Raw genomic sequence first — 12,499 nt, 5'->3', positions numbered from 1 at the left:
CCGCACTCAGTGGTCGCGGTTCAGGTACGTGCTGACGACCTCCCGTTCGGCCTTCTGGAGATGCTCCGACGCGGTGCTCGGTGCGCAGTCCATCGCCGCGGCGACCTCGTCCCGCCCGGCCTCGCGCGGCACCTCGTAGTAGCCGAGCTCCAGCGCGGTCCGGAGGGCCTCGTCCTGCCGGGGCGGGAGTGACGGCGGGATGGGCGGTCTGCCGAGGTCGTACTCGCCGACGCGTTCGAGCGTGGCGTCGATACCCGGCGGCACCGACTCGACCGCCGCCTGGAGCGTGGCCGTCGGCCCGACGATTCGGGCGGTGATGGTCCCGTCGTGGTGGTACTGAATCGGGAACACGGGGATGAGCCCCTCCATCGTCCCGACCTCGAACAGTCGCCACTCGATGGGGTGCGGCTCGGAGTGGACGTAGACGTAGCCCCTGTTCTCGGCGAACCGCGTCACGTCGTGCTCCAGCACGAGGTCGGTCGCCGCGAGCACCTCGACGAACCGGTCGATGTCGCCGTCCACGTATAGCAGCACGGTGGCCCGCGGCGGGTCCAGCGAGGGTGCCCAGTCGACCATCTGCGCCTCGCGGAACACGTCGGGGTCGGTCAACGACGGGACGAGGGGGTGGAGCTCCGCCTCCGACCCCGCGACCCGGAGCGTGAGGTAGCGCATTCGTCCGCCGGTTCGAGAGACTTTGATAAATACCCCGACCAATGTCGGCAGTTCCAGCTTGGTTTCGCGCGGCCAACAGTCGAGCATGCAGGTGTTCATCGCCGGCGCGACCGGCGTCCTCGGACGTCGACTGGTCGCACTGTGTTCGGCCCGTGGCCACGAGGTCGTCGGACTGACCAGGGACGATGCGGGGGCCGAGCTGGTCCGGGAGTCGGGCGGTGACCCCCGTCGCGGCGACGTGCTCGACCGCGAGTCAGTGGTCGAGGCCGCCAGCGGTGCCGACGTGCTGGTCCACGCGGCGACCGAGATCCCGACGGACACGAACCCGTCCGAGGAGGAGTGGGCACTGAACGACCGCGTCCGACGGGTGGGTGCGGAGAACCTGGTGGCCGCCGCGGCCGAGTACGACGCCGACCGGGTCGTCCTCCAGAGCGTCGTCTGGGTCGCCCGCCAGCCCGACGGCAGCCAGTTCGACGAGGAGAGCGAACCGCACCCGGACCGCTCGACGCGGTCGGCGCTGGCGGCCGAGCGCATCGTCCGCGACGGCGCCGACGAGCACGGGTACGAGCCGGTCGTCCTCCGCGACGGCTACTTCTACGCCGCCGACACGGCGCACACGAAGCTGTTCGGTGAGCGACTGGCGGACCGCCGACTGCCGATCATCGCCGGCGGCCTGCTCGGTCGGGCCGACGCCGAACTCTCGTTCGTCCACGTGGACGACGCTGCGAGGGCCTTCGCCGCGGCTGTAGACGGCGATGCGACGGGGACGTTCCACGTGGTCGACGACCGCCCGACGACGTACGCCGAGTTCCTCCGGGGCTTCGCCGACCGGCTGGACGCCCCGAAACCGCGCCGTGTCCCGGCCTGGCTCGCCGGCCTCGCAATCGACGATAACATGCGACGACTGCTCACGAGGCCGATGCCCACCTCGAACGCCCGCTTCCGGCAGGCGTTCGACTGGGAGCCGGAGTACCCGACGGTCGAGCAGGGGCTCGACCGCGTCGTCGCCGAGTGGCAGCAGACCGGCGAGGTGCTGGACCGGGGGAGTCGGTGATGGCGCACCGTCCCGCGCTGCTGGTCGTGCTCCTGTTCCATCTCCTCGTTGCGGGCAGCCACGGGGCGATACACGGGCTGGTTCCGGTCCCGCTCCCCGACTGGGCCAGCGTGCTCGTGCTGACGACGACGTTCTTCGGACCGCTGGCCGACGTGGTGCTCGACGGGCGAGACCACCAGCTCGGGCGGGTTCTGTTCACAGCGTCGATGGCTGGCGCGTTCGCACTGGGCGTGCTCCTGCACTTCGTCGTCGAATCGCCGGACTACGTCCACGCAGTGCCGTCCACTGGCTGGGCAGTTCCCTTCCAGGTCACCGCGGTCGCCGTCGCGGTGACGTCGGCCGCCGGCACCGTCGTCGGCCTGCGTCTCGGGCAGGTGCGCTGACCGGTCCCCGGCCGTGCCGGTCAGTCCTCGCGTGGCTCGCGCCGCACGTCCTCCACGTGGCCGTCGGCGGTGACCGTCGCGACGACCTGTTCGTCGTCGACAGCGAAGCGGATGCCGAACGCCGGATGCTCGTGGTCGTCGACGAACGCCTCGTGGACGTCGAGGTCGGCCCATATCTGGGACGGATGGCGCGAGGACACGTCGAAGCCGTGCTCCGCGAGGAACCCCTCCACGATGGGGTGCAGCGTCACCATCGAGCCGCCGGTGACCACTCCCGACATCCCACACCGCGTGCACTCGAACGAGACCTCCGATGGCCCCCGCCCCTCCTCGACGCTCTCGGGCGGGTGGAGCAGGTCCCGCTCGACGCGACCGCTGCAGACGCCACAGAATCCGTCGAACAGCTTGCGGAAGCTCTGGTGGTACCAGCGGGCGAACGCTCTCGGGAGCTCGTCGCGGTCGTACTCCTCGAGGTTGCCGGGCGGGAACGGGAACTCGGCTCCCTCCTCGCAGTCCTCACACCGGAACTGCACCCGCTCGTCCTCGTAGCGGATGAGCATCTCCCCGCCACAGAGCAGGCAGTCCCAGTCCGCGGAGATGGGTTCGATGGACGCGTTCGCGGTGAACGTCCCGGCGTACACCGCCCCGATGACGCTCTTGCCGGCGTGGGTGAGCTCGTAGCCGTCGTCCTTGCGGACGAACACACCCTCGAGCTTGCTGAGGTGGTAGTTGAAGTTCCCGCTGTCGTCCATCTCGACACGGTCGTAGAGCTCCGAGAACGAGTACGTGGCGTCCGGCCTGGTGCTCATCGCCTGCAGGATCTCGAGTCGCACCTCGTTCCCCAGCAGGCCGAACACGTCGTCGGGTGGTCGCTCCTGGACCTGTTTGGCCGCCCCTCCCTCAGATTCAACTCCCATAGATGGACGTACTCGGGAGCGAACATTTCGTTTGGGGTCGAAATAACACCTCACTTACAGTAGCGCCGTACAGATTACGTTTATCCTGCGTCCGGCACTGGCATCTCGTCAGGACAGACCGACCGGAACCGCTCACAGTCAATCCACTACGATATGTCGACAACGACCCCAGTCCGCTACCTGTTGCATCGGTTCGCACGCCGTCGCAGTCGCCAGTTCGTCGGCGGGACCGTGCTGGTCCTCCTCGCACTCGCGTTCCAGCGCGTCCCCGCCCTGGTCATCGGGGTGGCCCTCGACTCGCTGCTCCTGGAAAGCCAGGCGTTCACCCTGCCGCTGGTCCCCGACGCCTGGATTCCGACCGATACCGCGGGACAGGCGACGCTCGTGGTCGCCTCGCTCGTGGTCGCCGTCGGCGGCGAGAGCCTCTGTCGGTGGTACGGCGTGCTCGTCTACGAGCGAGCCAACCTGGAGACGCTGCACGACATCCGCACTGCCGCCTTCGAGACCGCGACCGCGCTCCCGCTCTCGGCTCACCGGGCCGAGGACCGCGACCTCCTGAGCGTGCTGAACGACGACGTCGACAACCTCGAGGACCTGTTCGACGGCGGGCGAGCGGCCGTGCAGTACGGTGGCGAGCTCGTCACCGCGTTCGCGTTCATGCTGCTGCTGAACTGGAACCTCGCGGTCGTCATGGCGCTGCTCCCCATCGTCGTCGCCATCACCGCGCGGTACTACGCCGGTCTGCTCGAACCGCGCTACGACGCCGTCAGGGCGAACGTCGGCCGACTGAACGCTCGACTCCGGGACGCCATCGAGGGTATCCGGACCGTCAAGTCGCTCGTCCGCGAGGGCCGGGAGGCAGAGCGGGTCGGCCACGCCTCCGGCGAGTACAAGGCTGCGGCCTGGTCGGCGCTCAAGCTCCGTGCGATCTACAACCGCGTCTCGTGGCTGCTCGCCGTCGCCGGCGTCTGGTTCCTCTTCGGCGTCGGCAGCTACTGGATACTCACCGGCACCCCCGCGGTGTTCACCCAGTCGCTGACCGCCGGGACCCTGTTGACCTTCATCATGTACACGTTCTCGCTGATGGACCCGACCCGCAAGCTCGCCGTGGAGGTGCTCGACAAGATAGAGAGCGGCCAGGCATCGAGCCGGCGGGTGGTGCCCCTCCTGCGGCACGACGCCGCCGCGGCCCGGAAAGACGACGTCCCGCCGTTGTCGGTCACCGACGGTGGGGTCGAGTACGACGCGGTCAGCTTCGACTACGGTGAGGGAGACGGCAACGAGGACGGCGACGACGAGTCGACCCTCACCGACGTCTCCCTGACCGCCGCTCCCGGCGACTTCGTCGGTATCGTCGGCCACAGCGGGGCCGGCAAGTCCACGCTCGTGAAGCTCCTGCTCCGGTTCCAGGAGCCGGATGCCGGGGAGATACGCGTGGACGGTCAGCCGGTCGCCGACCACTCCGTCCGGAGCCTCCGCCAACACGTCGGCTACGTCGGACAGGACCCGTTCCTGTTCCCCGGAACGGTCCACGAGAACGTGGCGTACGCCCGGCCCGACGCGACGCGGGACGATGTCGTGGATGCGGCGAAACGGGCGAGCGCACACGAGTTCGTCGCCGAACTGCCCGAGGGGTACGACACCGAGGTCGGCGAGCGGGGGACGACGCTCTCGGGCGGCCAGCGCCAGCGCCTCGCCATCGCCCGCGCGCTGCTCTCCGACCCCGAGGTCCTCGTGTTCGACGAGGCGACGAGCCACGTCGACACCGAGACCGAGGCCGAGATACAGCGCACGCTCCGGACGGTCGCCGCCGACCGCACCGTCTTCGCCGTCGCCCACCGGCTCTCGACGGTCCGTCAAGCGGACCGTATCGTCGTCCTGGACGACGGCCGGGTCACCGAGCGCGGGACCCACGCCGAACTCGTCGAGCAGGACGGCAGGTACGCCGGCCTGTGGGCGGTTCAGACCGGTGCAGTCGCGGCTGCGGTAGAAACCAGCACCGACGCCGCCGAGACGGAGGTGCGTGGATGACCGACGCCTTCTCCGAGCGAGCCGACCACTACCCGCTCGTCTCGCTGGTGCGCCGGTACGGTCGGGCCGACCTGGCACTGCTGCTCGTCGCGATGGTGTCGACTGCGGTCTCCATCTTCCTGAGCCTCGCGGACGTCTACCTCATCGGCCTCGGCATCGACGCGCTGTTCAACGACCAGCCGTTCGCGCTGCCGCTGCTCCCGGAGTCGCTGGTCCCGTCCGCGCCCGTCGACCTGCTCGTGTTCGTCACCGGCCTCATCGTCGTGACGAGCCTCGTGACGCATCTCCTCTCGTTCGTCGGCGAGTACTGCTTCGGGCTCTACACCCAGCGGTTCCTCCACGAGCTGCGGACCGACTCGTTCTCGCGCGTCGTCCGCTTCGACCTGTCGTTCTTCGACGAGCACCGCACCGGGAACGTCATCAGCGCGCTGAACGACGACGTGAACCAGCTGGACACGTTCTTCAACAAGCTCGTCGAAGCGAGCATCTGGGCACTCACCACGCTCGTGAGCGCCTTCGTCTACATGGCGCTGTTGAACGTCCAGCTCGCGCTGTTCGTGCTGTGCTCCGCGCCGGTGCTGGCCGCCACGAACCTCTGGTTCTCCCGGCAGGTGGAGCCGATCCAGGACGACATCCGCAGCGAGCGCGGCGGCCTGAACGCGTTGCTGGCCACGGCGCTCGGCGGCCTCGACGTCATCAAGGCGAACACCGCCGAAGATGCGGAACGAGGGCGGATCACGCGTTCCTCACGCGACTACACCGACGCCAGACTCGAGAACCGACGGCTCTCCATCCGGCAGGCGCCGCTCAACCGGCTCGTCGTGGGTGTCTGGCTCGTCTTCGTCGTCGCCATCGGCGTGCAGTGGATCACAGTCGGCCCGCCGCTGTTCTTCTCCGGGACGCTCACCGCCGGGGAGCTCGTCCCGCTCCTGTTCTACCTGGAGCGGATGACGCCCCCGCTGAAGAACCTCGGTGGGCTCATCAACGGCTACAAGGGTGCGAAGGCCGCGGCGAAACGAGTCGGCGGTCTCACCGCACGCGATGCCCGCACCGGTGGCGAGGATGGCGAACACGTCACGTTCGACGCCCCGTGCGTCGAGTTCGACGGCGTCTCCTTCACCTATCCCGGGACTGACCAGCGGGTGCTCGACGGCGTCGACCTCGACGTATCCCCCGGCGCGACCGTCGGCATCGTCGGCGCCACTGGCGCGGGCAAGTCCACGTTGCTTGACCTGCTCCTCCAGTACCACGACCCCGACGAGGGACGGGTCCGCGTCGGTGGTCACAACTTAGAGGATGTGGCACCCCGGTCGCTCCGCGAGCAGGTCGGCTACGTCGACCAGGACTCGTTCCTGTTCGACGGCACTGTCCGCGAGAACGTCGCGGCGGGTGCGCCGCGCGGGGAGGCGACCGACGACGAAGTACGGGCTGCCGCCGGGATCGCCGGCGCCCACGAGTTCGTCACCGACCTCTCCGCCGGCTACGACACCGAACTCGGCGAGCGGGGCACGTCGCTCTCGGGTGGCCAGCGTCAGCGTCTCGCCATCGCCCGCGCGGTCGTCGGCGACCCGGAGCTGCTGGTGCTCGACGAGGCGACGAGTCACGTCGACACCGAGTCCGAACGCCTCGTCCAGGAGCACCTCGCAGACATCACCGCGGACCGGACGACGTTCGTCGTCGCCCACCGGCTCTCCACCGTCCGACACGCGGACGAGATCGTCGTGCTCGACGACGGCGTCGTCACCGAAACGGGGACGCACGACGAACTCGTCGACGCGGGCGGGAGCTACGCGAACCTCTGGAACGTCCAGGTGGGTGCTCTCGAGGCCGCGGGCGACTGAGGACGACCCTCGCGGCCCCAGGCGAACTCGCCTATTAATCGAGAAGCCCGGCCAACGTTCGAGTACCATCCCGAGCGATGGCCGCAAGCGACCGCACCCTCGCACGCTGGTGCGACGATACTGTCGGTCGCGAACCTGTTCGGGCGAGGGGGATACGTTCGACCGATTCGGGGAACAGCCCTCTCAGATTATGGTGGCTACATAGTATAAAATCAGAATAGTAGAATATCTTAAATATCTTGTCCCTGCGCTACTGCGCCCGCACCGTCTACCTCTCTCCCGATTGTTGCCATCATCCGTATCCGACGGTGGGGGCTCCAAACCACCGCAGGTGGTCGACCTTCCCCGAAACTATCCCCAGCACACTCCCGCATGGTTGTCGCTGGAACCCGATGACAGGTGGCTGAACGCTAGATATCCGGCTGTGGGATTGCTCGGTGACCTGTCTGGTCCACCGTGACACGACCACTACGTACGGTGGTCGTGGCCCCTACTGCGGCGTCGCTGTTCGTCCTCCACCCGCTCCAAGCTGTGCATCGTCCCGGAAACCCAGCTCTGGCCGCGCGCCGAGCACGGGCTGCCAACTAACTATTTCTCTCTAAGGATATATTTTAATCTGGTAGTTCTGCAAACTGCGGATCGGCGGGTCCCATGGTGGCGCGTGCCTTCTCCCTGTCACGACCAGGGCCGCCCCGTGACCGTCTCAGCTGTGATTGGCGACCCCAGGTGTAGACACGATGGCATCGCTCTGCCCGTCCTTCGACCGTCGTCTGACACTGTCCGGCACTGGACCCGACGGAATCTATATATCCGTTATGATGTCCTGTCCCGCAGTGACCTCACGCGCGTCCTCCGGGAGTAGCGCGACGACCAGAAACTCCGGATAGTCCGCGAAGTACTCGACGACCTTCGCGATGCGGGCCGCGTCGATGGCTTCCAGCGAGTCCAGGAGCATTATCGGGACCGTCTCGTGAAGGTCGTGAACGAGATAGCCAGCCAGTGCGACGACCAGCCCGACGACCTCGCGCTCGCTCTCGCTGAGCGTGTCGATAGTCCCCTCGTACGCCCCGCCGGAGTCGGCCTCGCGGACGACGTGAAGCTCGAAGACGGTCTCCTGAACCGTCTCCCGGCCTCGTCTGGTCTCCCGTTCCCGACGGTCGATCCACACTCGGGTGATGTTCTCGTACTCGAGGAGCTCCAGAATCTTCGCCATATGGTGGTTGAACTCCGAAACGGCCCGTTCCTCGATGCGGTCGATTCGGGTTCTGAGTTCATCGAGCTCCTCGACGATCTGGTCCCGCCGGTCCTCGTACTCCTGCCTGTCAGCGAGGGCTGACTCGACCTCATCGATCTCCGATTCGACCGATTCGAGCTCCTTCTCCAGCTGTTCGAGTTCCAGCTCGACCCTGTTCGCCTGCTTGTGGAGCTGCAAGACGTCGTCGTAGTTCGAGGTCGGGTCCTGCTCGATGGCCGACTCCAGTTCGTCGATCTCGTCGTGGAGCCGCTCGCGTCGCGTTTCGAGCTCCGTAACCCGTTCCCGCTTCGCTTCGAGCTCGACCTCGATCTCGGCCAGACGTTCTGTGAGTGTGTCCAGTTCGTCCGCGACCGTCTCGATGCTGGAGACGCGGTCTTTCGTCTCGTCGATCTCTTCCTGGATCGTCTTGCGTTCCGTCAGTTTCTCCTGCCGGAGCGACCGTAGCCGGTCCAGCGTCGCTTCGATATCGTCCCGGTCCACCCGGGAGCCACACGTCCAACACGTGACGGTGTCGTCGCTTTCGAGCAACCGGTCCGTGGGCGAGTTGGCACTGCCCTCGTCGGCCGCATCCTGGAGGACCGCGGCTATCTCACTGTCCGTCCCCGCGAGCATCTCCTCGTTGAACTGGACGATGCTCTGGAGTTCGTTCATCTGGGAGTTCACCTCGCGCTTGCGGTCGCGGAGGTCGGCGAGTTCCGCGCGCAGGGAGTCGATATCCGTGTCGGGCTGCCCGGCCAGCTCCTCCCGGCGGTCGCGTTTCTCCTCCCGTTCCGTCTCCAACGAGGCGATGGTCTCGTGAATCGTCTCGAGCTCGAACCGGATGTCCTCCAGCTGTGTCCGGTGTTCCTTCAGCTCGTCCAGTTGGCCCTCGATAGCCGCCCTCGACTCCCGCTCGGCAGCGACATCCACGTCTGCCTCCTCGATTTCGGCTTCCAGGTCCTCGAGCCGCGTCTCGTGCTCCTCGACCTTCGGCTGCAGCTCCTGCTTGCGACGTTCGAGCTCGACCAGTTCCCGTTCGCGTTCCTCTATCGACGAGAGTCGGTCGTCGATGTTCCGCTTCTCCGCCTGCAGTAGTTCGATCTCGGCCTCGATTTCGTCGGTGTCGATCGGCCGAGTGAGTAGCTCGTGGAGATTGTCACCGCGAGCGACGGCCCTTCGAGCCGGATTCTCCTCGAGGAGGAACGCGAACAGCTCGGCGACTTCGGGCTCGTCGAGGTAGCCCGCTCCCGTCGCGTGGACGGACCCGTTCCGGCGCTCGAATCGACGCTCGACCACCGTGTCTCCGAGGGAGAGCTCCACACGCCCTGCCGCCGCATCGCCTTTCAGCGTGTACTGGTCGCTGCCCATCGCAGCCATCAACGCCTGGAGGAACGACGTCCGGTTCGTCGCGTTGCGGCCTTCGAGCACAGTGACGCCCTCGGAGAGGGTCACGTCGGTTTCCGAGATGCCGCCGATGTTCTCCACCTGGAGAGAGAGTTCACCGTGTATAGAATCCGTATCGGGCATGCGTTCGACCTATTGGCGATAGCTAATAGCTCTTTTGTCCGCTCCCTCGTGTTACTCGGAGGGGCAGCCACAGCCGCTGGTCAGCAGCTGATCGAAGTCCATCGACTGCCCGCAGTCGCGGCAGACGACGCTGATGTCCACGAGCACCTCGGGGTCGCCGACCGCTGTCACACCGGCTGTCTGCAAGGACTCGACCGTCGACTCCGTCACTACCGACGCCCGCTGCTGGAGCGCGTAGACCCTGTCCCGGGCCTGTTCTCGTCGTTCATCGGCGGTTTTCTCCTCTGGGCCGACTGCTCCCAGGCAGTTCTTGAGGTGCCGATACACCGTCTGATGTGACACCAGGTCCGCGCCCAGCTGTTCGACGTCCACGCCGGCTCGTTCGAGTTCCCGCCGAATCTCGATCCGCTCCGGCTCGCTCAGTTCGTCTGTGTGCAGGGCTTCGTACACCGGAGTTTTGCTCCACGTGAGTCGACTTGCGCCGACAGCAGCCAGTTCTCGCTCGACGAGTTCCTCGTTGAACTCCTCGGTGAGGCTGCGGATACTGGTCCCGTCTTGCCACTCCTCGAGCAACCACGCGTCGACGTTCGAATGCCCGTAGGATGCCGCTACACGCCCCACCTTGCAGCCACAGGAGTCGTCTTCGCTCATTCGTACCTCAGTCTGTGTTACAACTGTATAGGTGTAACGGACATCTCCGTCGCGTCCGCGTCCATTCCTTCACCGAGTCGGGCACGCGGGCACCACCACTGTTCGGTGCGAGCAGTCGCCGTCCCAGGCTGTTTCCGCGGTATCGACAGCAGTGCTTCACCAACTGACCTGGCACCGATTCGACGGCCGGAAGGTGATGCCGGTTCGGGGGTCGCCTGCTGTGATTCCTGCTGGATTGAGCATCGGGCATGGTACGGGCGTGTCGATGCAACGCGCATCGAGTGTCCGAATGATTCGGATACGGACTTCTCCCGTGTGTAACTGTTGGTAACATTCCACATGGTTTCGTGATTGTGCGACCAGAAGCAGTCTATCCACGACTTTCGTCGGTTTCACGACACCGGGCCGTTCCGGCTTCCGGAAGCTCCAGTGACCGGACGTACGATGCAGTGGAAAGTATCGGGAAGAATTCACAGGAAGTTGAGTGGCACCTGTCCAATAATAATCCAAGCCTTTCGGATATTTGTGGTTCGAAGCACGTGCCGACAGATATCCAGAACCAGCACCCCGGCCACCGGCGGACGATGCCGTTCGGTTCGAATGGGTGCCCACCACCGTTTCACCAATGTTGTCCGGGTAGCTCGGATTCAGTGCGAACTATTAACCACTGTCACTCCGTACGATGCCGCATGTCACCACCCGATTCCGTCAACCGGCCCGTGAAGACGACGGAGTACTCGATCCGCATTCTCGAAGCCCTGAAGTCGAACCCAGGCCAGTCGTTGGCCGACCTGACCGAGGAGTTCGACATCGCGCGCAGTACTATCCATCGACACCTCCTCACCCTGGAGGCCAACGACCTCATCGTCCGGGACGAGGACGGGACCTTCTCTCTCGGCCTCAGACTGCTGGACTTCGGACGGCGAGCCCGTGAGTACGTCGAGTTCTACGATGTCGCACGACAGCAGGTCGACCGACTCGCCGAGATGACGGGCGAGAAGGTCTGGCTCATCGCGAAAGAGGGCGACCACAGCGTCCACCTCTACAAGGCGCACGGTGACAACCCGCTGGAGACGTCCGCACAGGTTGGACAGCGGCGTAACCTTCACCAGCTCGCCGCAGGGAAGTCGATTCTGGCGTTCCTCCCAGACGATGAACTCGACGCGATCCTCGAACGCCGCGAGCTCGAGGAACGGACTGACAGCACCATCACGTCCGAGGCGGTCCTGCGTGAGGAGCTCGCGGACATCCGTGACCGAGGCTACGCGTTCAACATCGGCGAGTCCGTGACCGGTCTCAACGCCGTGGGCGCACCCATCCGCGACGAGGATGGCTACCCTGTCGGTGCGATCAGTATCTCCGGGCCGGCCCATCGGGTGAAGGACTCCCTCCTCAACGAGGAGCTCCCCGACAAGCTGCTCGCCGCACTCGACGAGATCCACATCAGCCTTCGCTACGGCATGAACGGCTGAGCCGAGCAAGCTGGCAGACCCGAATCTCCCCCTATCGGAGCCCCCGGCCCCCTGCTGCGATTGGGGGTATGCGATGTTTTTTGTGTCCGCCCGCTGATTCTCCATCTGCATGTTCAAGCACGTAGCGTTGCTCGTCCGCCAGGACGACCTGACGCACGCGGAGTTCCGCGAGTACTGGGAGAACAACCACTCGCCGCTGGCGAAGGACATCGAGGGCGTCGTCCGCTACCAGACGGTGTACCCGACCGAACCGGAGCACGCCGAGTTCGACGGCATCGCCGAACTGTACTTCGAGACACTGGACGACCTCCACGAGGCACTCGGCAGCGAGGGGAGTCGCGACTACGACCCGACCCGCGAGGTCGCCGCGCAGGCACGCGAGGACGTGAACAACTTCCTCGATGTCGAGGAGCGCCCGCGGTTCATCGGTGAGGAGAAGGTCTGGAAGGACGAGGTCGACGGCGACACCGACGGCCTCTACAAGCATTCGGCACTGCTGGTCCGTAAGGACGGCATGAGCCACGAGGAGTTCCGCGAGTACTGGGAGCACAACCACTCGCCACTGGCGAAGGACATCGAGGGCGTCGTCCGCTACCAGACGGTGTACCCGACCGACCCCGAGAACGCCGAGTTCGACGGCGTCGCCGAGCTGTACTTCGAGACGCTCGACGACCTGTACGAGGCCCTCGGCAGCGAGGGCAGCCGCGACTACGACCC

General features: G+C 66.0%; 10 protein-coding genes. 6 read left to right on the top strand and 4 right to left on the bottom strand.

The window, feature by feature from the left end; translation table 11 throughout:
- Nucleotides 1–6 precede the first annotated feature (6 nt).
- Complete coding sequence (locus tag BLT27_RS12935) at nucleotides 7–672, bottom strand: helix-turn-helix domain-containing protein (protein ID WP_175526456.1); 666 nt, start codon at nucleotides 670–672, stop codon at nucleotides 7–9.
- An 85-nt stretch (nucleotides 673–757) separates the two neighbouring features.
- On the opposite strand from BLT27_RS12935, the gene BLT27_RS12930 reads away from it, so the two are divergent.
- Together BLT27_RS12930 and BLT27_RS12925 are read left to right on the top strand one after the other, a co-directional pair.
- Nucleotides 758–1,726, top strand: coding sequence for an NAD-dependent epimerase/dehydratase family protein (locus BLT27_RS12930; RefSeq protein WP_089734556.1), 969 nt, complete (start codon nucleotides 758–760; stop codon nucleotides 1,724–1,726).
- Nucleotides 1,726–2,109, top strand: a complete 384-nt coding sequence (locus tag BLT27_RS12925; protein WP_089734554.1) for a hypothetical protein — start codon at nucleotides 1,726–1,728, stop codon at nucleotides 2,107–2,109. Before BLT27_RS12930 ends, BLT27_RS12925 begins: the two co-directional genes overlap by 1 nt.
- 20 nt (nucleotides 2,110–2,129) lie before the next feature.
- On the opposite strand, the gene BLT27_RS12920 is transcribed toward BLT27_RS12925, so the two are convergent.
- Complete coding sequence (locus tag BLT27_RS12920) at nucleotides 2,130–3,026, bottom strand: winged helix-turn-helix domain-containing protein (RefSeq protein WP_139172337.1); 897 nt, start codon at nucleotides 3,024–3,026, stop codon at nucleotides 2,130–2,132.
- A gap of 153 nt (nucleotides 3,027–3,179) precedes the next feature.
- Between BLT27_RS12920 and BLT27_RS12915 the strand changes: the two genes are divergently transcribed.
- On the top strand, nucleotides 3,180–5,057 hold the full coding sequence (locus BLT27_RS12915; protein ID WP_089734550.1) for an ABC transporter ATP-binding protein: 1,878 nt from the start codon (nucleotides 3,180–3,182) through the stop codon (nucleotides 5,055–5,057).
- Nucleotides 5,054–6,898 carry an ABC transporter ATP-binding protein gene (locus BLT27_RS12910; protein WP_089734547.1) on the top strand — a complete coding sequence of 615 codons (1,845 nt, stop codon included), beginning with the start codon at nucleotides 5,054–5,056 and terminating at the stop codon, nucleotides 6,896–6,898. The genes BLT27_RS12915 and BLT27_RS12910 overlap by 4 nt, the downstream gene beginning before the upstream one ends.
- Nucleotides 6,899–7,700: 802 nt before the next feature.
- Here BLT27_RS12910 and BLT27_RS12905 read toward each other — a convergent pair.
- Nucleotides 7,701–9,659: an archaea-specific SMC-related protein gene (locus tag BLT27_RS12905; protein WP_089734545.1), complete on the bottom strand. Its 1,959-nt coding sequence runs from the start codon at nucleotides 9,657–9,659 to the stop codon at nucleotides 7,701–7,703.
- A gap of 51 nt (nucleotides 9,660–9,710) precedes the next feature.
- Nucleotides 9,711–10,310 carry a rod-determining factor RdfA gene (gene rdfA, locus BLT27_RS12900; protein WP_089734543.1) on the bottom strand — a complete coding sequence of 200 codons (600 nt, stop codon included), beginning with the start codon at nucleotides 10,308–10,310 and terminating at the stop codon, nucleotides 9,711–9,713.
- A 689-nt stretch (nucleotides 10,311–10,999) separates the two neighbouring features.
- On the opposite strand from rdfA, the gene BLT27_RS12895 reads away from it, so the two are divergent.
- Both BLT27_RS12895 and BLT27_RS12890 read left to right on the top strand, forming a co-directional pair.
- A complete protein-coding gene (locus BLT27_RS12895) occupies nucleotides 11,000–11,782 on the top strand; it encodes an IclR family transcriptional regulator (RefSeq protein WP_089734541.1) in 783 nt (260 codons plus the stop codon).
- A 109-nt stretch (nucleotides 11,783–11,891) separates the two neighbouring features.
- The coding region (locus BLT27_RS12890) for an EthD domain-containing protein (protein WP_089734539.1) at nucleotides 11,892–12,499 on the top strand (608 nt) is incomplete at its 3' end.

Origin of the sequence: Haloarchaeobius iranensis (assembly GCF_900103505.1) — an archaeon.
GTDB classification, from domain to species: domain Archaea; phylum Halobacteriota; class Halobacteria; order Halobacteriales; family Natrialbaceae; genus Haloarchaeobius; species Haloarchaeobius iranensis.
This window is presented reverse-complemented; position numbering and strand designations above follow the sequence as displayed.

What these genes read in the sequence shown, in the direction of transcription:
- BLT27_RS12905 (WP_089734545.1), bottom strand. Translation starts at nt 9,659, where the DNA reads ATGCCCGATACGGATTCTATACACGGTGAACTCTCTCTCCAGGTGGAG.
- BLT27_RS12910 (WP_089734547.1), top strand. Translation starts at nt 5,054, where the DNA reads ATGACCGACGCCTTCTCCGAGCGAGCCGACCACTACCCGCTCGTCTCG.
- rdfA (WP_089734543.1), bottom strand. Translation starts at nt 10,310, where the DNA reads ATGAGCGAAGACGACTCCTGTGGCTGCAAGGTGGGGCGTGTAGCGGCA.
- BLT27_RS12935 (WP_175526456.1), bottom strand. Translation starts at nt 672, where the DNA reads ATGCGCTACCTCACGCTCCGGGTCGCGGGGTCGGAGGCGGAGCTCCAC.
- BLT27_RS12925 (WP_089734554.1), top strand. Translation starts at nt 1,726, where the DNA reads ATGGCGCACCGTCCCGCGCTGCTGGTCGTGCTCCTGTTCCATCTCCTC.
- BLT27_RS12930 (WP_089734556.1), top strand. Translation starts at nt 758, where the DNA reads ATGCAGGTGTTCATCGCCGGCGCGACCGGCGTCCTCGGACGTCGACTG.
- BLT27_RS12895 (WP_089734541.1), top strand. Translation starts at nt 11,000, where the DNA reads ATGTCACCACCCGATTCCGTCAACCGGCCCGTGAAGACGACGGAGTAC.
- BLT27_RS12915 (WP_089734550.1), top strand. Translation starts at nt 3,180, where the DNA reads ATGTCGACAACGACCCCAGTCCGCTACCTGTTGCATCGGTTCGCACGC.
- BLT27_RS12920 (WP_139172337.1), bottom strand. Translation starts at nt 3,026, where the DNA reads ATGGGAGTTGAATCTGAGGGAGGGGCGGCCAAACAGGTCCAGGAGCGA.